Origin of the sequence: Mangrovimicrobium sediminis (assembly GCF_004745945.1) — a bacterium.
Taxonomy (GTDB): domain Bacteria; phylum Pseudomonadota; class Gammaproteobacteria; order Pseudomonadales; family Halieaceae; genus Mangrovimicrobium; species Mangrovimicrobium sediminis.
In genome coordinates this window covers 322,570-345,047 of record NZ_SRLE01000004.1, presented here as the reverse complement: position 1 = coordinate 345,047, position 22,478 = coordinate 322,570, and the positions used below count along the sequence as shown (strand labels likewise).

The following is a 22,478-nucleotide window of genomic DNA, read 5'->3' as shown; positions in this document are numbered from 1 at the left end:
GCCAGCGCCCCGCGCGGGGCGGGGCGGTATTTCAGGGGCGGCGGCGGAACAGGGGTTGCGGCTGGTCGATCGATGCCTGGTAGTACTCGCTGAAGTCACCCAGGCTCTCCAGCGCTTCTTCGAGGGAGTCCTCGTCGGCCAGCTGAAAGGCGTCGAAGCCGCAGCGGGCGAGGTAGGTCAGCTGGTCGCGGATGATATCGCCGACGGCGCGGATCTCGCCCTGGTAGCCGCGCTCGCGCAACTCGCGGGCGTAGGAAAAGCCACGCCCGTCCATGAAGGTCGGGAAGTTCACCAGTACCAACTGCAACTCGTCGAGGTGGGCCAGCAGGGGCTCAAGCGTCTCGCCCGGCTCAAGCAGTACAGCGCGCGAGGCGCGCTGCTCCGACGCCAGCCACTGCTCGAGGTCCAGCACCTCCGGCCCCTGTTCCTCGACGATGCTGCCGTTCTTGATCAGCTTAGGCATATACGCGCTCCTTGAAGGGGTCGATGCCCACCCGGCGGTAGGTCTCGAGGAAGGTTTCCTCGCCCTGGCGCAGGTCGACGAAGGTATCGATCAGTTTGGCGATCACGTCGGGCATGTCTTCCTGCTTGAAGGAGGGGCCGAGGATTTTGCCCAGGGAGGCGTCCTTGCCCTGGTGGCCGCCGAGGCTCACCTGGTAGAACTCCTGGCCTTTCTTGTCCACGCCGAGTACGCCGATATGGCCGATGTGGTGGTGGCCGCAGGCGTTCATGCAGCCGCTGATGTTGAGGTCCAGCGGGCCGAGGTCGTAGAGGTAATCGAGATCGTCGAAGCGTGCCTGGATTGCCTCGGCGACGGGAATCGACTTGGCATTGGCCAGCGAGCAGTAGTCGCCGCCCGGGCAGCAGATGATGTCGGTGAGGTAGCCCAGGGTGGGCGTTGCCATGCCCGCGCCCTGCAGCGCCTGCCACAGCTCGTGGAGTTGGTCCTGGCGCACGTCGGCCAGCACCATGTTTTGCTGGTGAGTTGTACGCGCCTCGCCGAAGGAATAGCGATCGGCGAGGTCCGCGATCAGCTCCAACTGGCGGTCGGTAATATCGCCCGGCGGGTAGCCGGTGGCCTTGAGCGAGATGTTGACGATGCGATAGCCCGCCACGCGGTGCTCGACGGTGTTGCGCTTGACCCAGTTGGCGAACAGCGGGTCGCTGGCGCAGCTGGCCTGCAGCGATTCGCCGGCGGCCAGGGCATCCACGCCGCTGTAATCCGGCGCGGTAAAAAACCCCTTGGCGCGCGTGATTTCCGCCTCGGTAAGGGTGGTCGGGCCGTCCTTCAACACCGCCCACTCGCGCTCCACGGCCGTGCGGAAGGCGTCCACGCCCATTGCCTTGACCAGGATCTTGATGCGCGCCTTGTACTTGTTGTCGCGCCGGCCGTGCTGGTTGTAGACGCGCAGGATGGCCTCGAGGTAGGTCAGCAGGTGTTGCGGTTCGAGGTCGTCACAGACCACTTCGCCGATAACCGGCGTGCGACCCAGTCCGCCACCGACCAGCACGCGGAAGCGGGTGTTACCGGCGCCGTCGTGGTAGATCTCCAGGCCGATATCATGGGCGCGAATGGCCGCGCGGTCCTCATGCGAACCGCACACGGCGATCTTGAACTTGCGCGGCAGGAAGGCGAACTCGGGATGCAGCGTGGACCATTGGCGCACCAGTTCGCACCAGGGTCGCGGGTCTTCTATCTCGTCGACAGCGACGCCGGCGTACTGGTCGGTGGTGGTGTTGCGGATACAGTTGCCCGAGGTCTGGATGGCGTGCATCTGCACCTCGGCGAGTTCCGCCAGCATGGCCGGTACGTCTTCCAGGCGCGGCCAGTTGAACTGGAAATTCTGCCGCGTGCTGACGTGCACGTAGCCCTTGTCGTAGTCGCGCGACAGGGCGGCGATCTTGCGCAACTGCCGGCTGCTGAGCAGGCCGTAGGGCACCGCGATGCGCAGCATGGGCGCAAGACGCTGGATATACAGCCCGTTTTGCAGGCGCAGCGGCAGAAACTGCTGGTCGGTCAACTTGCCATCGAGGTAGCGGGCGGTCTGGTCGCGAAACTGCGCCACCCGCTCGTCGACGATGGTCTGGTCATACTCGTCGTAGATGTACATCAGTGATTTCCGTCTGTTTTCCTGCCCGCCACCCCCGTCGCGGGAGGCGCTACCTTATCAGAAAATGCGGCCGTCCAAATAGGCGGTTTAAGCATAAGCTTAGAACGTGGAAATGGGTTGCCGGCCGGCTTGGGATTGGGCGCGCGGCTGCTATAATGGCCGCCGGATTTCAAACCCCATCAGACGGAGTAGCACCCATGAGCGAGGAAAATACCAACAAGGACGCGGGCGACGGCGCGGCAGATGCGATCGCGGTCACCGCCATTATCAGCCTCATCGTCGTAGCCATGTACCTGTGGCTGGGCGGCATGCCCAGCTGATCCGGGCCGCGCGGGCAGGCTCTACTTGCCCGCGCCCTTCAGCACCAGTTGTACGATCGTCACCATGGCGGCGATAAACAGCAGGGTGAAGATAATCCCCGCGGCGATGAACACACCGGCGCGCCCCTGCTTGAAGTCCCGCTCCCGATTCTTGCTGTTCTGCACACCGAACGCCGCGGCGAACACGCTACCCACCACCTGCAGCGGGCCGGGTGAGCGGCTCGGCTCTTCGCTCTTGTTGTCCTCGGTCATCCCGGGTCTCCTCGGTCAGTAATCCAGGTTGGGGCGCAGCCAGCGCTCCACTTCTTGCACGGTAACACCCTTGCGCGCGGCCAGGTCCTCGACCTGGTCGCGGCCGATCTTGCCCACCGCGAAATAGCGTGACTCGGGGTGGGCGAAGTACCAGCCGCTCACCGACGAGGCCGGGCTCATGGCGAAGCTCTCCGACAGTTCGACACCGCAGTTGGCGGTGGCGTCCAGCAGGCGGAAGAGGGTGGCCTTCTCGCTGTGGTCCGGGCAGGCGGGGTAGCCCGGCGCCGGGCGGATGCCCTGGTAGCGTTCGCGGATCAGGGATTCGTTGTCCAGCGCCTCATCCGGCGCATAGCCCCACAGCTCGCGGCGAACCAGGCGGTGCATGTATTCGGCGAAGGATTCCGCCAGGCGGTCGGCCAGGGCCTTGAGCAAAATACCGTTGTAGTCGTCGTGCTCGGCGGCGAACTCCGTGACCTTCTCGTCCACACCGTGCCCGGTGCTGACGCAGAAGCCGCCGACGTAGTCGGGCACGCCGCTGCCCTGTGGCGCGACGAAATCCGCCAGGCACAGGTTGGGCTGGTCATCGCTCTTTTCCGCCTGTTGGCGCAGCTGGTGCAGTACGGCGATCTGTTCGCCCTGCGCGTCATCCGCGTACAGGGCGATATCGTCCGCACCGCTGCGCGCAGCTGGCCAGAAGCCGACCACCGCGCGGGCGGTGAGCCATTTCTCGTCGATGATCCGCTGCAGCATGGCCTGGGCATCGCGGTACAGGTCGCTGGCCTGGGCGCCGACCTTGTCGTCCTCGAGAATGGCCGGGAACTTGCCGGCCAGTTCCCAGGTGATGAAGAACGGCGTCCAGTCGATGGTGTCGACCAGGTCCTGCAGCGGGAAATCGTCGAACACCCGCACGCCGGTGAACGCCGGTTGCGGCGGCTGGTAGCTGCTCCAGTCCAGTTGCAGCGCATTGGCCACGGCCTCGGGGTAGGGCAGTTGCCGCGCCCGCGGTTTCCGGTTGGCGACGCGCTCGCGGACCTGGGCGTACTGCTCGCGCCGTTCGCTGACGAACGCCGCCTTGTTATCGCCCATCAACTGCGCGGCCACGGATACACTGCGCGAGGCATCCGCCACGTAGGCGGTGATGTCGTTGGTGTACTGCGGTTCGATCTTCACCGCGGTGTGTGCCTGCGAGGTCGTTGCGCCGCCGATCAGCAGTGGCACCTTGAAATCCAGGCGTTGCATTTCCGCGGCCACGTGCGCCATCTCGTCCAGGGAGGGCGTGATCAGACCGGACAGACCGACGATATCCACGTTCTCCTCGCGCGCGACGCGCAGGATTTCCTCGCAGGACACCATCACGCCGAGGTCTATGACCTCGAAGTTGTTGCACTGCAAAACCACGCCGACGATGTTCTTGCCGATGTCGTGCACGTCGCCCTTCACCGTGGCGAGCAGGATTTTGCCGTTGCTGCTGGAGCCTTCGGACTTTTCCTCCTCGATGTACGGTTGCAGGTAGGCGACCGCCTGTTTCATGACGCGCGCGCTTTTTACGACTTGCGGCAGGAACATCTTGCCGTCGCCGAACAGGTCGCCGACCACGTTCATGCCGTCCATGAGCGGGCCTTCGATCACCTGGATAGGGCGCTCGAACTGTTGGCGCGCCGCCTCGGCGTCTTCCACGATGTAGGTGTTGATGCCCTTGACCAGCGCATACTCCAGGCGCTTGGCCACGTCCTGTTCGCGCCAGCTGAGGTCTTCCGTGCGACCGGTTGCGCCGCCGCTATCGCGGAAGCTTTCCGCCAGCTCCAGCAGGCGTTCGGTGGCGTCGTCGCGACGGTTGAGCACGACGTCCTCGACCGCCTCGCGCAGGTCGGCGGGCAGTTCGTCGTAGACCGCGAGCTGGCCGGCGTTGACGATGCCCATGTCCATGCCGGCGCGAATCGCGTGGTAGAGGAACACCGAGTGAATCGCCTCGCGCACCGGATTGTTACCGCGGAAGGAGAACGACACATTGGAAACACCGCCAGAGACCAGCGCGCCGGGCAGTGCCTGCTTGATGAAGCGCGTCGCCTCGATGAAGTCCACCGCGTAGTTGTTGTGTTCCTCAATGCCCGTGGCCACCGCGAAGATGTTCGGGTCGAAGATAATGTCGTGCGGGTCGAAGCCGAGCTCACCGACCAGCAGGTCGTAGGAGCGCTGGCAGATCTGCTGGCGCCGCTCGAGGTTGTCCGCCTGGCCGTTTTCGTCGAAGGCCATGACGACTACCGCGGCACCGTAGCGCTGGCACAGACGTGCCTGGGCGAGGAACTCTTCCTCGCCGGCCTTGAGGCTGATGGAGTTCACCACCGGCTTGCCGGCGATGCACTGCAGGCCGGCCTCGATCACATCCCACTTCGAGGAGTCGACCATCACCGGCACCCGCGCGATGTCGGGCTCGGAGGCGACCAGGTTGAGGAACGTCACCATGGCGTGGTGGGCGTCGAGCATGCCCTCGTCCATGTTCACGTCGATGATCTGCGCGCCGTCCTCGACCTGGGTGCGCGCGACATCCAGCGCGGTCTCGTAATCGCCGTCGAGCACCAGGCGCTTGAAGCGCGCCGAACCGGTCACGTTGCAGCGCTCGCCGACGTTGACGAACAGGCTGTCCTGGCGAATGTTCATGGGCTCGAGGCCGGACAGGCGACATGCCCCCTCCGGTGTGGGCGGTACCCGCGGCGCAACGCCCTCGACCGCGTCGGCAATCGCGCGGATGTGCGCCGGCGTGGTGCCGCAGCAGCCGCCGGCCAGGTTGAGGAAGCCGCGCCCGGCGAACTCGCGGAAGTCCTCGTGCATGATTTCCGGCGTCTCGTCGAACTCGCCGAAAGCATTCGGTAGACCGGCGTTCAGGTGGGCGCTGAAGTAGCACGGCGCCACGTTCGCCAGTTCCTCCAGGAACGGGCGGATCTCCTTGTAGCGGCGCCCGCAGTTGCTGCCGACGATCAGCGGCCTGGCGTGGGCGATGGCGTTGTAGAACGCCTCCGGGTTCTGCCCGGAGAGCACGCGACCGCTGACGTCGGGGAAGGTCACCGAGATCATCAGCGGCAGTTCGTAACCGAGTTGGTCGAAGGCCTGCTTGACCGCGAATATGGCGGCCTTGGCGTTGAGCGCGTCGAAAATCGTTTCGATCAGCAGCAGGTCTGCGCCGCCCTCGACCAGCGCCAGGGTCGCCTCGAGGTAGGATTCGCGCAGGCGGTCGAAGCTGATGCTGCGCGCGCCCGGGTCGTTGACGTCCGGCGAGATCGACGCGGTTTTCGGCGTCGGGCCGAGCACGCCGGCGACAAAGCGCGGCTTGTCCGGGTTACTCGCCGTCACCTCGTCCGCCACCTGTCGCGCGACCTTGGCCGCCGCCAGGTTGATGGCGTGCGCCATGCCGCCCAGCCGGTAATCTTCCTGGCCGACGGAGGTGGCGTTGAAGCTGTTGGTTTCGATAATATCGGCACCGGCGTCGAGGTAGGCGCGGTGGATATCGGCGATGACGTCCGGCCGGGTAATCGACAGCAGGTCGTTATTACCCTTGAGGTCCACCGGGTGCTCGGTAAGATCCGCACCCCGGTAGTCGGCCTCGGTCAGCCCGGCATTCTGGATCATGGTTCCCATGGCGCCGTCGATCACGAGGATCCGCTGCCTGAGGGCCTGTTCCAGGATGGCTACCTTGTTGTCGGGGGCTGTCATGCCGCTGCCTGTCTCCGTTGTTGTCGCCGTTGGCGTCCGTGCGAAAAAGCGGGGCATTCTAGCAGATTCGCGCCGCGCTGTGCGGTAAGCCCTGGAGCGCTCGCACTTTTGCACACAGATTGGTAAAATACCCGAGTAAATTAGTCGGATAGTGAAATCATGATCACAATTACTGAATCGGCACAGGCGTACCTGGCTGAACTGCTTTCCAAGCAGGAAAATGCTTTGGGCGTACGTGTCTTCATCAACCAGCCGGGCACGCCGCGGGCGGAAACCTGTATTGCCTACTGCCGCGATGGCGACGTGCAGGACGATGACGAGCAGCTGAAATTCGACAACCTCACCGCCTGGATCGAGGCGCGCTCGCTGCCGTTCCTCGAAGACGCGTTGGTCGACTACTCGAAAGACCGCATGGGTGGCCAGCTCACAATCAAGGCGCCGAACGCGAAGATGCCGCGGGTGGACGAGAACAGTCCGCTGGAGGACCGCATCAACTATGTCCTCTACAACGAGGTCAACCCGGCGCTGGCGGCCCACGGCGGCGAGGTCAGCCTGGTGGAGGTCACGGAGGACATGTTCGCGGTACTGCAGTTCGGTGGCGGCTGCCAGGGCTGTGCGGCGGTTGACCAGACCCTAAAAGGTGGCGTCGAGAAGACGCTGCTGGAGCAACTTCCGCAACTGGCGGGGGTTCGCGACCTGACTGACCACTCGGATACCTCGAAAGCCTACTACTGAGGTCTGCTCCCTGGCCGGCGGGTTCTTCTTCCCGTCGGCTTTCTGCACGTCCCGGTTCTTCAGCGGTGCCGCGCTAACCGCATTTCCATACTCGGCCTGATTCTTTCGTCTGGACAGGCTGCACCGCGTCCTGGGCTTCCCGGCTTCACCAAAAATCCTAGCGCCGAGTTTGGTCAGACTCCGTTGGCTTGTCTGCCTGCGGTGCGTCTTCCCTCTCTTCTGGGTAGCGAAACGTTTGCTTTGACGGGCGGGTGGTTTCTTTCGGCTAGCCGGCCTGCAACACGTCCCGGCCCTCCCGGGATCGCCAAAAAGCGTACATCCATGTACAGGCTCGGCGGCGGCCATCCATGGCCGCCGACGTCCCGGGAGGGCCGGGACATGCTGCAGGCCTCCTCACAGCTTTCGATGGAACTGGGGGCTTAGCTTCAGCCCGATTACGCTTGGGCGTTTGGAAATTGGAACGAGTTCGTGGGCGTGGGCGGGCTGAGTATGTTCGCGAGCTCAGGAACTCAGAAACTCAGGCACTCTGTGGCTCTGGAGATGCTGGCCGTGTGGTGTCGATCAGAGTCGCTGGTCGGTATCGAGCTGGTAGGATTCGACAGAGTCTGAATGCCTTTTGCATCCGGAGTTGAGATCGCCTTTGCAAACTCTGAGATTGCCCCCAAGCCGATCGGTCAGGCAAAAGCTGGAAAGAGGATCGGGAGTGCCATTACGCCGGCCGAAAACGTCCGAGGCCATGGATGGCCGAGGCCGAGCTGCCATGGACGGCGCTTTTGCGGTTTTCGGCTGGCGTAATGGCGCTCACGAGCCGAGCGGGCCGAAAGACCTCGAGCACCGATCAGCTTGGCCAGTCCCAAAGTCAGGAGAACCCGAGGCGTCCGGCCCCAGCAACTCAGCGCGCCTTCAGAGCGTCCTTCACCTTGTCGCGCAATGCGCGCAAGCAGGCCTCAGTCTCATCCCACCCGATACAGCCGTCAGTCACCGAAACGCCGTACTTGAGCTGCGACAGATCCTCCGGGATCGACTGGTTGCCGCCGTGGATGTTGCTCTCGATCATCAGGCCGACGATCGACTGGTTGCCCTCGACGACCTGGTTGCCGACATTCTCGACCACCAGCGGCTGCAGGTCCGGCTGCTTGTTGGAGTTGGCGTGGGAGCAGTCGACCATGATGTTCTTGGCGAGCTTGGCCTTCTCGAGGGCCTCCTCGCACAGGCGGATATGAACCGAGTCGTAGTTCGGGCCGCTGCTGCCGCCGCGCAGGACGATGTGGCCGTAGGCGTTGCCGCTGGTGGTGAAGACAGCGACCTGGCCCTTGCGATTGATGCCCAGGAAGCGGTGCGGGCGGGAGACCGAGTTGAGCGCGTTGGTGGCCACCGTCAGGCCGCCGTCCGTGCCGTTCTTGAAACCCACAGCGGAGGACAGGCCGCTGGCCATTTCGCGGTGGGTCTGGGATTCGGTGGTGCGCGCGCCGATCGCGGACCAGCTGATCAGGTCCTGCAGGTATTGCGGGGAGATCGGGTCCAGCGCCTCGGTGGCGGTGGGCAGGCCCATCTCGAGGATATCGAGCAGCAGCTTGCGGCCGATGTGCAGGCCTTCCTCGATCTTGAACGAGTCGTCGAGGTAGGGGTCGTTGACCAGGCCTTTCCAGCCCACGGTGGTGCGCGGCTTTTCGAAGTAGACGCGCATGACGATGTACAGGGTGTCGGAGAGCTCGTCCGCCAGTGCCTTGAGGCGGCGCGCGTAGTCCATGGCCGCCGCGGTGTCGTGGATCGAGCAGGGGCCGACCACCACGAACATGCGGTGGTCCTTGCGGTCGAGGATGTCCCAGATGACCTGGCGGCTGTCGGCCACGGTCTGCTGGACCGCATCGCTCATCGGCAGGGTTGCCCAGAGTTCTTCCGGGGTGACCAGGACGACCTGGGAGTCGACGTTGATATTGTGGACTTCGTTGTTGCTCATTGGGGTACCTGATACATTACATCACGGCTCCGCCGCCCATCCTGGCCGGGGAGGGCGCGACATTCTATAGCAGCGGGCGGTATTTGGGTAGGCGCCCCCAGGCGGCTCGGCAGGAGGCTGGCAGGTGCCCACAGGCGGGTTTTCCTCACACTACGAACGCGGCGCACTCGCGTCTTATCTCGAGCAGGGCACACTCCTGCTGACCCCCAACCAGCGACTGGCGCGCTCGGTGAAGAGCGCCTGGGACCGGCGCCAGGCCGATGCCGGGCTGAGCGTGTGGCAGCCCGCGCCGGTCCGCCCTCTGGACAGCTGGCTGCAGCAGTGCTGGCAGGTTGCCGTCAGCGAGGGCCGCTGCTCCCCGCGCATCTGCCTCAGCGCACTGCAGGAGCGCGAACTGTGGTCCGCGGTGATCGCGCGCGATGCCAGCGACAACGCCGCCTACAACCTGTTGCAACCGGGTAGCGCGGTGGACCTGGCCAGCGCCGCCCGCGACGCGCTGCTGCAGGCGCGGCTGGATGCCCATGCGCCGGGCCTGCGCTCAGAATTCGCCCTGGACGCCGATTGCGCCACCTTCCTGCGCTGGTTGCAGGCATTCGACGCCACGCTCACCGAGCGCGGCCTGGCAACCCGCGCGAACTGCCTGGTCGACCTGCTCGGCGCCAGCGACAAACCTGTGCTCGACACGGTGGTGCTCCTGGATTGTGGTGAGGCCACGCAACTGCAACAGGCTTGCGTCGCGGCGCTGGCCGCGCAGGTCATCCCGGCGCAGGGCGCCTTTGGCGAAGCGGCAGCGCTGCAAGCCTGCAGTTGGCCCGAGCGCCGCGCCGAACTGGCCGCGGTAGCGAACTGGGCGGCGAGGGAGCACAGCGCCAATCCCCGCAGCCGCCTGGGCATCGTACTCGGCGACATGCAGGGCGACCGGGCGACGCTCGAATACGAACTGCGCCGCGCCTTCGACTGCCTCGGCGAGGCCTACGCCGCGCTGCCGGTGAACTTCTCCACCGGCATCACCCTGGAGCGGGCGCCGGTAGTGCGCGATGCATTGCGCATGCTCTCCTGTTGCGAGCGCGATATCCCCCTGGCGGACATTCTCGGTCTGCTTGTCACACGCTTCGCCGGCCGCTGTGCGGCCCTCGACGAAGACTGTGTGCAACTGGTCCAGCGGCTGTATGCGGACGGGCGCGAGCGGGTCGATGGCGGGCGCCTGCGCGCACTTGCGGCCAGCGTATCCGACCAGGGAGTGTCCAAAGACGCCGGGGCCGGTGTCGGACATGTGGGTAACGCCCTGGCGACCCCGCTCCTGCAGTCCCATGCGCTGCGCCTACACCGCCTGCGCCAGTTGCCGTCGGCCTGGGTCGAGAGCCTGCGCGCGGTGCTCGAACTGTGGGGCTGGCCGGGGCCGGGGCCGCTCGACTCCCTGGAATTCCAGCAGGTCGAGGTCTGGTATGGCGTACTCGAGGATTTCGCCGCCTGCGATAACACCAGCGGCGAGTTGGACTTCCCTGCCGCGCTGGCCCTGTTGCGTCGCTGCTGCCAGGCCACTATTTCCCAACCGCAGACCGCGGACAGCCCCGTGCAGGTGCTGGGCCCGCTGGAGGCCGCCGGGCTGCAGTTCGACGCCCTGTGGCTGTGCGGCATGGAGGCCAGTCGCTGGCCGGCGCCGCTGCGTCCCAATCCGTTCATCCCGGTCCGCCTGCAGCGCGTCCACCGCATGCCGCACAGCAGCGCCGAGGATGAGTGGCACTACGCCGAGCGCCTGCTGCAGCAGTATGTCGCCGGCAGTACCCAATTGCTGGCCAGCTATGCGCGCCAGGTTGAGGGCGCGCCGGAGCTGCCCAGCCCGCTGTTGCGCGAGGTGGCCATCACCCACAACGAGGCCGCGGACGTATTGCCCGAAGCGTGGCGCGCGCAGCACAGCGCGGCGCAGGTCGAGGCGCAGTTCGATGATTGCGGACCGGGGCTCGCGGCCCGCGACGGAACCGCCGGCGGCAGCGCGATCCTCCAGAACCAGGCCAGCTGCCCGTTCCGCGCCTTCGCCGTGCACCGCCTCGGCGCCCAGGTGCTGGACCCGCCCCACGCGGGCCTCTCGGCGCGGCAGCGGGGTGACCTGCTGCACGACGCCCTGTTCGCGCTGTGGGGTGCGCTGGGTGACAGCGCCGCGCTGGCGCGGCTGGACGATACCGCATGCGCGCAGGCGCTGAGCACCGCTGTGGATGCCGCCCTGGCCGCAATGCCGGAGCCCGTGCGCCTGCTGGTGGGCGCACCCTGCCTGGACCTGGAGCACCGGCGCCTGGTGCAGGTGTTATCCGAGTGGCTGGACGCAGAACGAGCGCGGCCGCCGTTCCGGGTCAAGGTGCGCGAGGCGCCGGACACGTTTCAACTGGGCGGCCTGACCCTGCGCCTGCGGGTGGACCGCGTCGATACGCTCTCGGATGGGCGCGAACTGGTCATCGATTACAAGTCCGGGCGCTGCGCGATCGGCGACTGGCTCGGCGAGCGGCCGCGGGCGCCGCAGCTGCCGCTGTATGCCCTGGCAACCGGTGCCGCGGGGGTCGCGTTCGCCCAGGTGCGGGCGCGCGACTGTCGCCTGCTCGGCATGGGCGACGCACTGGACGTCCCGGGCGTCGCGGCTGACCCGGCAAAAGCCAGCCGCGGCAGGGAGGAGGCACAGGACTGGCCAGACCTGGTCGGCAACTGGCAGGCGCGGCTCGAGCAGCTGGCGCGGGCCTACGTGGCAGGCGAGGCCGAGGTCGACCCGCTGCGCGGTGCCTGCGACTACTGCGGCCTGCAGGCCCTGTGCCGCGTCGGTATCGAAGGGGAGGGCGACGCGTGATCGCCGATACCGCCCAGCGCGCCGAAGCGCTGGATATCGACCGCAGTTTCTGCGTTACCGCCCCCGCCGGGTCCGGCAAGACCGAGCTGCTGATCCAGCGCTTCCTCGCCCTGCTGACCCGCGTCAACCGCCCCGAACAGGTGCTGGCGATCACCTTCACCCGCAAGGCGGCGGCGGAGATGCTCGAGCGCGTCCTGCAGGCGCTGTGGGCGGCTGAGTCCGCAGCGCCGGTGGATAGCGAACACCAGCAGCGCACCCGCGACCTGGCCCTGGCGGCACTGGCCCACGGCCGGGCGCAGGGCTGGGCCCTGTCGCGGGATATCGGTCGTTTCAATATCCGCACCATCGACGGCTTCTGCGCGGCGCTGGCGCGGCAGATGCCGATCCTCAGCCGTTTCGGCGGCCAGGCGCGGCCGGTCGACGACGCCGACTACCTCTACCGCCTGGCGGTGGGCGAACTGTTCAGCACGCTGGGCAGTGCACGGGCGCACGCCGCCGCGCTGGATGCCCTGCTGCTGCACTTCGATAACGACTGGGGCCGCCTGGAAAACCTCCTGGTAGGCATGCTGGCGAAGCGCGAGCAGTGGCAGGACTACGTGGCCGCCGGCGGCGACCAGGATGCCGCGGAAGCGCGCCTGCGGCGTACCGTGCAGCTGGTCATCGAGGAAGAACTGGAGAGCCTGGTACAGACACTGGCGCCCTGGCTGGACCAAATACTCGATTTGCTGGCTGGGGCCCAGGCGAGCCGCGGGGTGGCGGCGACTGTTCCGTCCCTGCCGCTGGAGCCGGCGCAACTGCCCGCCTGGCGCGCCCTGAAGCCTTTCCTGCTCACCACATCGGGCAGCCTGCGCAAGACGGTGACCGTGCGCGAAGGCTTCCCGGTCAAGAGCGAGGCGGATAAAGCGCGCAAGGCGCAGATGCTGGAACTGCTGCAGGTACTGGCCGCGGAAGTGCCGGACTTGCCCCTGCAATTACAGCGCCTGGGTCGCCTGCCCGACATGGACGACCACGCCGAGGCATGGCAGCTGGTGTTGCACCTGTCGCATGTGCTGCCGCTGCTGTCCGCCTGCCTGCTGCTGGTGTTCGAGCGCGAGGGCGCCGCCGACCATACTCAGGTTGCGCTGGCCGCGCTGGATGCCCTGGGGGAGGACGACGCGCCGACCGAGCTGGCCCTGCGCCTGGACTACCAGATCGAACATATCCTGGTCGACGAATTCCAGGACACCGCACTCAACCAGTATCGCCTGGTGCAGCGCCTGACCCGCGGCTGGGAGCAACACAATGTCGCGCATCCCGAGGCCCCGCGAACGCTGTTTATCGTCGGCGACGGCATGCAGTCCATCTACGGTTTCCGCAACGCCAATGTCGGTCTGTTCCTGCGCGCGCGGCAGGAGGGCTTCAACGGCGTCATCCCGCAGTTGCTGGCACTGCAGTGTAATTTCCGCTCGACCCCGGGCATCGTCGACTGGGTCAACACCACGTTTGCCGAGGCGTTTCCCGCCGAGGACGACCCGCGGCGCGGCAGTGTGCGCTTTACAGCGGCGCAGGCGGTGCGTCCCGCGGGGTACGAACCTGCGGTAGACACACACGCCTTCGTTGGCGATGGCGCCGCCGACAACGAGGCACTGTGGCTGGCCGGTGAGCTCGAGGCGGCCGTGCAGCAACAGCGCTTCGACTCCATCGCCGTGCTCGGCCGCAGCCGTGGCCAGCTCGCCCCGTTACTCGCGGAGCTGCGCCGGCGCGGTGTCGCCTTCGCCGCCCAGGACATGGACTCCCTCGCCAGCTCGCCGGCGATTGTCGACCTGTTGACCCTGTGCCGGGCGCTCGCCAACCCCGGGGACCGGGTCGCCTGGCTGGCGTTGCTGCGCGCACCCTGGTGTGGACTGACCCTGGATGAACTGCACGCATTGGCCGGTCAGGCCAAAGACCCGCGCCGGCAAAACCTGGCGGCACTGCTGCTGGCCGGCGAGCTTCCCGCGATACTGCCGGAGAACGCAGCGGCGCGGCTGGCGCGACTGCGCGACTGCCTGCGCTGGGCCTGGGCCAAGCGCGACCGCCTGGCGCTGCGTGTATGGGTGGAGCAGTGCTGGCGCCAACTCGGCGGTCCCGCCTGCCTGGAAAACCCGATGCAGTTGGAGGACGCCGCGCGTTTCTTCGACCTGCTGCAGGATGCCGAGCGCGAGGGTGTCGGCCTGGATATCGCCTGGCTGGAACAGAAGGTCACCCGCCTGTTCGCCTCCGGCGGCGCGCCGGATGCAGCCTTGCAGATCATGACCCTGCACAAGGCCAAGGGCCTGGAGTTCGACTGGGTAGTGATTCCCGCGCTGGCCCGGGCGCCGCGCAGTGACGACCGGCAATTGCTGCTGTGGGACGACTACACCGCCGCGCACGGGGAGGGCGGCTTCCTGCTGGCGGCGGATGACCACAGCGAGGCGAACACTCCGGGGCTGTACAACTACCTCAAGGGCCAGCGCAGCGAGAAGCAACGCAATGAGTCGGCACGACTGTTGTATGTGGGCGCCACCCGGGCAGCACAACGGTTGACCCTGAGCGCCTGCCTCAAAACCGAAGGCGAGGAGGGCGCAGGCGAGTTGCGCGCGCCGGGGGACAGCGCCTTGCTGTCCCACATCTGGCCCGCGTTCCAGCGCGGGGTGCAGATTCATGAAGACAGCGGCGAGCCAGCGGACACCGTCAGCCGCAGCATTGCGCTGCGGGTGCTGCGCAATCCTCCGCAGCCGGAGGCGATGCCGCCGCAGGCCGAAGGGCCGAATATCCCGGAACCCGTGCTCAACCGCGTCGAGCGTCATGTGGGCACCGCCATTCACCTGATGCTGGAGCGCCTGTCACTGGTCGCGGAGCTGCCCGAGCAGCCGCCGGCACAATACGCGGAACTGGCGCGGCAGTGCCTGGCGCAACTGGGCCTGCACGGGAGCACGCTGGGTACCGCGCTGGAGACAGTCCTGGATGCGCTCAGGCGCACCCTGGCAGACCCACAGGGCCGCTGGCTGCTGGATGCCGCGCACCCCGAGGCGCACAGCGAATTTGCCCTGACCTGGCAGCGCGATGGCGCGATACGCGATATCGTGATCGACCGTTGTTTTGTCGATGCCGGCAGCGGCGAGCGCTGGATCATCGACTACAAGAGCAGCGTGCCGCCCGCGGGCGTGTCTCTGGATACGTTTATCGCCGGACAGGCGCAGGCCTACACAGAGCAACTGGCCGGCTACCGCGATGCCCTGCGTGCGCTGGGCGACGAACCCCTGCGCTGCGCCCTGTACTTTCCGCGCCTGGGTGTCCTGCACCGGCTTACCCAACTCGATACCTGACAGGAGGCGAGCGTGCCCGAATCACGCCTGGGACAGTACCAGCGCATTGTCATACTTACTGGTGCTGGGGTCTCCGCGGAGTCCGGTATCGCCACCTTCCGCGACGCCGGTGGCCTGTGGGAGAACCACGATCCCATGGAGATCGCCACGCCGGAGGCGTTTGCCCGCGACCCCGGCCTTGTCTATCGCTTCTACAACGCGCGCCGTGAACAGCTGCGCAATGTCGATGCTAATCCCGGGCACCGGGCCATCGCCAGGCTGCAACGCGAGTTTGCCGGGGAGGTCTTCCTGGTCACCCAGAACGTGGACGACCTGCACGAACGCGGCGGCAGCGAGCAGGTGTGTCACATGCACGGTGAATTGCGCGCGGCACTGTGCCTGCACTGCGGTGCGCGCCATCGCACCGAGTCAAGTTTCGATCACGCCACACCGTGCCCGGACTGCGCGGTCAGCGGCGGCCTGCGCCCGGATATCGTGTGGTTTGGCGAGATGCCGTATCACATGCAGGAAATCGATGTGCACCTGGCGCGCTGTGACCTTTTTATCTCGGTCGGCACGTCGGGACAGGTCTACCCGGCCGCGGGCTTCGTGCGCGAGGCACTCGCCGCCGGTGCGGATACGATCGAGATCAACAAGGACACCAGCGGTGTTTCGACCTGGTTTCACCAGCAGCGCCAGGGTCCTTCCGGTGAATTACTGCCGCGCCTGGTCGAGGAAATCCTCGGTGCCGGGGCCTGACCCGGCACACCCCGTATCGTTTTTGCAATCACCCGGTCGATGTTTATAATCGGGGGCAGACATACTTTCGCGTGGCCGCGGAACCGTTTCATTCCCGGCCCAGCTGTCGCGCATACCAATAATTGATAACAACAATCGATAACGACAATCGATAACGACACAGCCGCAGAGGAACGGATCCCAGGCTATGAAAGTATTGCGTTCAAGTTCCCTTTATCTGTTTCTGGCTTCACTGGCGCTGGCGACCTTGGTATCGGCACCTCTCTCGCTTGCCGCGAACAAGGTCGACGACCGCTCTAACACCGACGCCCAGGGCCAGCCGCGCACCGATATCATTCCCACCAGCCACGCCGACCTCGAAGACCTGATCGCCAAGGCGCAGGGAATATCCGAGTTTGCGGCGGCCTGCCAGGGCATGGAGTGCCCGATCCTCGATTGCGAGGTCGCCGGCTTCTTCCAGGACAACCTGGACAAGGCCGAGGACTACCTCAAGCATATGCTGCGCTGGCTGGAGAAGGCCAACGATGCGCATTTCGCCCATTTCATGAGCTTGCGCGCGCAAAGTACGCTCACTGGTGAACGCCTGGCCGAGGTACAGGAGATCCTCGCCTACCAGGAATACGTCATGGGTATCGCCAACGCGATGCTGGATATCGCCGATATTTCCGACCTGTTCGAAACCTACGCCAAGGACCCGAGCAAACTCAACCCGGAAAATTTCGAGGAACTGGTCAACCACGTGTGGCGACTCGACAAGTTGATCAAGAAAGTCGAGTCCGGCTCCACCAACGTGGCGAAGGGGCTTTCCGGCGGCAAGGATTTTCCCGCGCCCTACGCCGGGCTGACACCGGATGCCCTGGGGCTGAACGGCAGTGACTGGAATGCGCTCAAGGGCTACACCGGTGAAGTCCTCGGCATGGTCCACGAAACCCGCAAGGGTCTGGCCAAGGGCGAAAAACTCTTCGAGGCCTTCAACAAGCCCGGCGGCGCACGCGCCAACCTGCTATCCGCCCTGGGTTCCATCGCCAGCGCCTGGGGCAAGGCCGAGTTGGAAGAGCGCGCCGCGTTTGCCCAGCAACTGAGCGTCGATCTCGCCGCCGAGGATCTCGCCGCCGCCAGGGCCTACGAGGCGCGGCGCCAGGTGCTGCTGCGCATCGAAAAGGCCGAGGAGGCCCTGGCCGCGGTACAGGCGGCCAACACCGCATTACAGGCCTGCATGGTCAAGGCGCAGTGTCCCCTGCGTTCGAAAACCCGGCCGGGCAACAACCTGCCCGACTTCATCCAGATCGGTCCCAACGGCACCCAGATCGAGAGCTGGGCCTGGGCGCTGTCGCGTATCCAGATCGAACTGGACGATGTGCGTCCGCGCCTGGCGCCGCCCTACCCGGAGTTACGCGATCACTGCCCCGGCACTGATGATGGCGCCGTGCGTATCGGCGACGACTTCCCCGGTGGCGGGCCACACATCCTGATTGGCTCGGACAGCACCCAGTGGTGCCGCTACCAGGGCGGCAACGGCACACCGACCGGGCTGACCCCGCCGCCGGGAGGGACCGATGATGACGACGGTGACGACCCTCGCGACGCCCCGCCCCCGGAGGGCGGCGGAACGCCACCGGACGACGGCGACGACCCGCGCGATGTGCCGCAGCAGCCCTGCGAACAGGAACTGGCCATCATCAACCGCTTCCTCGCCGAGCACGGCGACGCGCTGCGCCGGGAAATCGCCGACCCTTCAACCCCCGCGGAATTGCGCGCGAGCAAGCAATCCGACCTCGACAAGATCGAGGCACGCAAGCGCGAACTGGAGAAGGACTGTCCCGCAGCCGATGGTGACGACCCGCGCGATACCTCACCCCCCGGCAGCGATGGCGACGACCCGCGCGACATCCCGCTGCCCCCGGTGCCGGAGGACGAAGACGACGGCGATGACCCACGCGATGCCGGCCCGCCGAACGAGGAGCCGCCGGCGATCCGCATCTACGTCAAGGCCAAGAGCAGCGTCACCGATGGCCAGACCGAAGTGGGGCAGGGCCTGGCGCGCCAGCAGATCAAGTTGCTGGCGCCTTCCACCCAGGTTGCGCTGCCCGGCCCGGGCGCCGACAAACCGCAGACCGACCACGATCGTGAACCGGTGCAGGGCACGACCGACGACGATGGCAACCTGGCGCTGGACGTGCCCGCCGGCATGCTGCCGGCCGGCTTCATCCCCGCGGGGGGGACGCCGGCCTACGCCGTGAATATCGACAGCGCCAGCCAGGGCAGCGTCAACGCCCTGATGGCCGGCCCCTCCCTGGCTGCCGGCCTGGCCTCGATACCGGTGCCCATGCTGGCCTTCCTCGACGGTTCGCAGGTCATCGGCGGCGATACCTACCTGACCTTCACCTACCCGGCGAGCCTGGATGCCACGATGCAGTCGGTGCTCGCCCTGCTGCCCGGCGTCACCTGGGTCGAGGTCAACTTCTGTCGCGACAAACAGGCCCTGCCGGGTGATCCGCTGTTCACCGGCAAGGGTGCCTGGCAGCAGGACTACGACAACCAGTGGGCGATCAAGCGCGTGGGCTTCGACAGCAGCCAGCAGTCCGCCTGGAACCTGCTCGGCGCTGATCCGCAGCCGGTGGTAGTCGCGGTTATCGACACCGGCATCGACTGGAACCACCTGGACATCTACTGGGCCAACCTGTGGAGCAACCCGCTGGAAACCCCGGACAACGGCATCGACGACGACAACAACGGTTACGTCGACGACATCATCGGCTGGGATTTCTACGGCAACAGCAACAAGCCCTGGGACCACGACGGCCACGGCACCTTTGTCGCCGGTGTCATCGCCGCCGCGCACAACGACGTCGGCATCGCTGGCATCAACCCCCACGCGCGCATCATGGTACTCAAGGCGCTGAACAACTTCGGCCACTCGCGGGCCTCCTACCTGGCGCAGGCGATTGTCTACGCGGCGGACAACGGCGCCCGCATCATCAACATGAGTGTCGGCGGCAAGCACCTGACGCGCATCGAGCAGGCAGCGATCGACTACGCCCGCGACAAGGACGTGCTGATCGTCGTCGCCTCCGGCAACGAGGGCGTGGATATCAGCGGCTTCGGGCCGGCGGGTGCGCCGGGCGTGCTCAGCGTCGGCGCCACCGGCTTCAAGGACGAGCACCAGAAGTTCTCCAACTGGGGCGAGAATCTGGATATCGTCGCGCCCGGCCTCGACGTGCTCGGCCTGCGCGCACGGCGCACGGACACCATGCGCGACATCCCGGAGGTAGAGTATGTCGACGGCGCCAACTATGTCGGCAGTGACCGGCGCTACTATCGCGCCAGCGGCACCTCGTTCGCGGCGCCGATCGTCACCGGCGTCGCCTCCACACTGCTCTCCAAGTGGCCGCACCTGGGTGCGGAGAACCTGCGCCAGTTGCTGCTGCAATCGGCCCAGGACATCGGTGTTTCCGGCGTGGACCAGTTAACCGGCTACGGCCTGGTGGATGCCCGGGCGGCATTGAGCGCCGATCCGGACTTCTTCATCACCGGCGCCATCGACGGGGTGGAAGTCGTGCAGGAGGGCGGGGCGACCAACGTACGCGTGATCGGCTCGCTCGATGCCAGCCGCCTGAAGCGTGCCTGGGTGGAACTGGGCGCCGGGGAATCGCCGGCGAAGTGGAAAAAAGTGACGGGCGACATCAAGGGGAAACGCCTGCACGAGGCGCTCGGGGATATCGACGCCGGCGAGTTTGGCGGCTCCGCCGTGTGGACCTTGCGCCTGATCGTCGAACACGAGAACGGACAGCGGCGAGAGAATCGCTTTGTACTCAACCTCGGCTGAGTCAAGCCGGGGCGGAACGCACATAAAACAGGGGAAACCACATGCAGCGATACCCACACAGAGTTCTGACCAGCTGCCTGCTGGCATTGTGCCTGGCCCTGGCGCCGGCGGCCCAGGCCATCGTCACCGTGCTCGACCCGGGTGGACAGCCGGTGGTGCACAAGACCGTCACCATCACCCTGCCCGGACAGGAGCCGAAGGAAGCCGAGACCGACGACGACGGCATCCTCTTCTGGCTCGATGGCAGCAAGGTCGATGAACTGCCACCCGGCACGATCATCAGTGACGGCTACTCGTTTGAAGTCACGACCGGGATGTCCACCACGACCAAGGTGCTGATCGGGGTCGGTGTGGCCGCGGGTATCGGCGCCGCGATTGCCCTGAGCGATGACGACGGCGGCAACGGCGGGGGCGGTACGCCGACCGAGCCGGACCCGGACCCGCCGCCCACCACCCCGGGGCCGGCCATGCTCAGCGTGGACCCCCTCAGCCTGAGTGCCACACGCACTGTCGGCGACCCCTGTCCACTGGACCTGGGCAGCGTGACTGTCGGCAATACCGGCGAGTCCAGCCTGGATTACACGGTCACGCCCGCCGCCTCGACGGTGGAGAACTTCAGCTACCCGGATGGCGGCGGAACGCTCGCCCAGGGCAGCCAGGACTCCCTCGACTTCGATTTCGACTGCACCCCGGCCACTGACCAGCCCGGCACCGAAACCCACAGCGTAACTATCGATGCCGGCGATGCGGGCACCCAGAGCGTCAGCCTGTCGGTCACCACTGATGCCGCGCCGACCGAACCGCCGGCGCTGGCCAACGATGGCCCGAGCAGCTACACCAAGATCCACACCGTGTCGGTGAGCCCCTGCCCGGACCCCTATGGTCCGCTGCGCATCTCCAATACCGGTGGCGCCCCGCTGGAGTGGAGCATCCCGGATTCCCCGGATTTCGTCACCGTGGGCGCCTCCTCGGGCACCCTGGCGCCGGGAGAAACGGTGGAGATCCCACTGGATTTCCCCTGCAGCGGCTTTGTGATGGGCACCAACATGGGGGAGATCGCGGTCTGGTCCAACGCGCTGGATGACCCGGGTATGGACACCGGTACCGTAACGGTCACCATCGAACTGACCGTACAGGACCCGTGAGGCCGCGCAGCACCCGCAGCTCGTTTCGCACCGGGGAGAGCCGTCGGCGGTATTGCTAAGGTGGTGGTGGAGAGGTTTTGTAGCGCGCTGTCGCTGGCGCTGCTGGTCAGCGCCGGGGCCAGTGCCGGTGCGCGAGAGGGCGGCGGCGAGGGTGTCGGCAATCGTGCATTCGATAACGGCATCGCGAGTGCGCTCGCCGCGCCTGTCACCCGCGGGTCTGCACTCGAGTTGTCGCTCGACGACGCCGTCGCCTTCGCCCTGCGCGCCAATCACCGCTACCTCAACCTCGTCGACCAGGTGGCCGCCAGTGACCTCGACTACGAGGCGGCGCAGACCGTCTACAAAACCCACTTCGGCTCCTCCCTGTCCAGCGATGCGCGCCTCGGTGCCGAGGTGGGCAGCAGCTACAGCCTGTTCATGGACAAGCGCAACGAGTCCGGTTCCCGCTACGGCCTCGGTTTCTATAACTCGACCTTCGGTGACAACACGCTCTCCGAATGGCGGCTCAGCTACACGCTGCCGTTTTTCCGCAATCCGCTGGACAGCCAGCGCCTGGCTATTTTCCAGGCGGAAATCAACGCCGCCCGCAGCCGCCGCCTGGCCCAGATCGGCCGCGACGAACTCGCCAACCAGGTGGTGGCTGCCTACCTGCGCCTGGCCATGAGCATGCAGGCGGAACTGCTCACTGCGGAGGAGTATGCGATCGCCGAGACTTTCCTCGCGCGGCAGCGGGTGCGGCAGCGCAATGGCGAAGTCTCCGCACTGGAGTTGTCCGAGGCGCAACTGAACACGATCGACGCCCGCCAGGCCCAGGACCAGGCGGCCCTGGAGCGCAGCAGCCAGGAGGACAGCTTCCGCCTGTTGCTGGGTATGGATCCGCACCGCGAGCTGTCCATCGATGGGGAGGTGCTGGGCGAAGTGCCGGAGCCGCTGGTGGCGCAGCCGCTGGCGGAACTCGAAACCGGTGCCCTGACCCGGCGCGCCGAGGTGCAGGCGAAGAAGGAAGAACTGCTGATGCTGGGCCGGCGCATCGAGTCCACCCGGGTCGGCGTGATTCCTCCGCTGGAGGTCAGCCTGCATTACTCGCTGGTCGGGGAGGGCGACGGGCTGGAGGATAGCTTCAGCGTCGACGACCAGCGCTTCGGTGTCGGCCTGCGCATGGACACCGACCTGCAGAATTCGGAAGTGCGCATCCGCCAGCGCCAGCTGCAACTGCAGCGCGCCGCACTACAGCGCGAATACGACTACCTGCAGCGCTCGCTGGTGGCCGAAGTGCGCAAGGCTTACCACAAGGCCCAGCGCGCCCACAGCTTCCTGGATTACCTGCAGCAGTTTCTCGCCGTGGCGGAGCAGAAGCACGAGCAGGCGGAGGTGCTCTACCAGCGCGGCGAAGTCACCGAGCTCGAACTGTTCCAGAGCCACCACCAGGTTAGCCAGGCCAACCACCGGATATTGTCGGCAAGGGTGGACTACCTGCTGGCAGAACAGTCGCTGGCCCTGGCCGCCGGCGTGCTGCGGTACTGA

13 protein-coding genes are annotated in these 22,478 nt (G+C 66.3%); 8 read left to right on the top strand and 5 right to left on the bottom strand.

Annotated features, from left to right (window positions below; genetic code table 11):
- Positions 1-31 precede the first annotated feature (31 nt).
- Positions 32-463, bottom strand: a complete 432-nt coding sequence (locus E4634_RS04920; RefSeq protein WP_135441475.1) for a DUF934 domain-containing protein — start codon at positions 461-463, stop codon at positions 32-34.
- The gene (locus E4634_RS04915) at positions 456-2,111 is read right to left on the bottom strand and encodes a nitrite/sulfite reductase (RefSeq protein ID WP_135441474.1); all 1,656 of its coding nucleotides are present in this window, start codon (positions 2,109-2,111) and stop codon (positions 456-458) included. The genes E4634_RS04920 and E4634_RS04915 overlap by 8 nt, the downstream gene beginning before the upstream one ends.
- A gap of 197 nt (positions 2,112-2,308) precedes the next feature.
- On the opposite strand from E4634_RS04915, the gene E4634_RS21665 reads away from it, so the two are divergent.
- Positions 2,309-2,431, top strand: coding sequence for a methionine synthase (locus tag E4634_RS21665; protein ID WP_206046794.1), 123 nt, complete (start codon positions 2,309-2,311; stop codon positions 2,429-2,431).
- Positions 2,432-2,452: 21 nt separating this feature from the next.
- Here the strand turns inward: E4634_RS21665 and E4634_RS04910 are convergent, their stop codons facing one another.
- Together E4634_RS04910 and metH are read right to left on the bottom strand one after the other, a co-directional pair.
- A complete protein-coding gene (locus E4634_RS04910) occupies positions 2,453-2,683 on the bottom strand; it encodes a DUF2970 domain-containing protein (protein ID WP_135441473.1) in 231 nt (76 codons plus the stop codon).
- Positions 2,684-2,698: 15 nt separating this feature from the next.
- Positions 2,699-6,391, bottom strand: coding sequence for a methionine synthase (metH, locus tag E4634_RS04905; protein ID WP_135441472.1), 3,693 nt, complete (start codon positions 6,389-6,391; stop codon positions 2,699-2,701).
- A 159-nt stretch (positions 6,392-6,550) separates the two neighbouring features.
- Here metH and nfuA point away from each other — a divergent pair, with 159 nt between their 5' ends.
- Positions 6,551-7,126: a Fe-S biogenesis protein NfuA gene (nfuA, locus tag E4634_RS04900; RefSeq protein ID WP_135441471.1), complete on the top strand. Its 576-nt coding sequence runs from the start codon at positions 6,551-6,553 to the stop codon at positions 7,124-7,126.
- 892 nt (positions 7,127-8,018) lie between these two features.
- Here nfuA and E4634_RS04895 read toward each other — a convergent pair.
- On the bottom strand, positions 8,019-9,086 hold the full coding sequence (locus E4634_RS04895; protein ID WP_135441470.1) for a 3-deoxy-7-phosphoheptulonate synthase: 1,068 nt from the start codon (positions 9,084-9,086) through the stop codon (positions 8,019-8,021).
- 124 nt (positions 9,087-9,210) lie between these two features.
- Between E4634_RS04895 and E4634_RS04890 the strand changes: the two genes are divergently transcribed.
- The 6 genes from E4634_RS04890 (at position 9,211) to E4634_RS04865 (ending at position 22,478) form a co-directional block, all read left to right on the top strand.
- Complete coding sequence (locus E4634_RS04890) at positions 9,211-11,919, top strand: PD-(D/E)XK nuclease family protein (protein ID WP_135441469.1); 2,709 nt, start codon at positions 9,211-9,213, stop codon at positions 11,917-11,919.
- Complete coding sequence (locus E4634_RS04885; RefSeq protein WP_135441468.1) at positions 11,916-15,245, top strand: UvrD-helicase domain-containing protein; 3,330 nt, start codon at positions 11,916-11,918, stop codon at positions 15,243-15,245. The genes E4634_RS04890 and E4634_RS04885 overlap by 4 nt, the downstream gene beginning before the upstream one ends.
- A gap of 12 nt (positions 15,246-15,257) precedes the next feature.
- Positions 15,258-15,983 (top strand): NAD-dependent deacylase, encoded by a 726-nt coding sequence (locus E4634_RS04880; protein ID WP_240725091.1) that lies wholly within the window; start codon positions 15,258-15,260, stop codon positions 15,981-15,983.
- A gap of 247 nt (positions 15,984-16,230) precedes the next feature.
- Positions 16,231-19,809: a S8 family peptidase gene (locus E4634_RS04875; protein WP_135441467.1), complete on the top strand. Its 3,579-nt coding sequence runs from the start codon at positions 16,231-16,233 to the stop codon at positions 19,807-19,809.
- A 41-nt stretch (positions 19,810-19,850) separates the two neighbouring features.
- Entirely contained in the window at positions 19,851-20,954 is a 1,104-nt protein-coding gene (locus tag E4634_RS04870; protein WP_135441466.1) for a hypothetical protein, read from the top strand.
- Between the two features lie 66 nt (positions 20,955-21,020).
- A complete protein-coding gene (locus E4634_RS04865; protein ID WP_135441465.1) occupies positions 21,021-22,478 on the top strand; it encodes a TolC family protein in 1,458 nt (485 codons plus the stop codon).

Coding starts and splice junctions, on each gene's coding strand:
- E4634_RS21665 (WP_206046794.1), top strand. CDS start 2,309: ATGAGCGAGGAAAATACCAACAAGGACGCGGGCGACGGCGCGGCAGAT.
- E4634_RS04915 (WP_135441474.1), bottom strand. CDS start 2,111: ATGTACATCTACGACGAGTATGACCAGACCATCGTCGACGAGCGGGTG.
- E4634_RS04870 (WP_135441466.1), top strand. CDS start 19,851: ATGCAGCGATACCCACACAGAGTTCTGACCAGCTGCCTGCTGGCATTG.
- metH (WP_135441472.1), bottom strand. CDS start 6,391: ATGACAGCCCCCGACAACAAGGTAGCCATCCTGGAACAGGCCCTCAGG.
- E4634_RS04910 (WP_135441473.1), bottom strand. CDS start 2,683: ATGACCGAGGACAACAAGAGCGAAGAGCCGAGCCGCTCACCCGGCCCG.
- E4634_RS04920 (WP_135441475.1), bottom strand. CDS start 463: ATGCCTAAGCTGATCAAGAACGGCAGCATCGTCGAGGAACAGGGGCCG.
- E4634_RS04895 (WP_135441470.1), bottom strand. CDS start 9,086: ATGAGCAACAACGAAGTCCACAATATCAACGTCGACTCCCAGGTCGTC.
- nfuA (WP_135441471.1), top strand. CDS start 6,551: ATGATCACAATTACTGAATCGGCACAGGCGTACCTGGCTGAACTGCTT.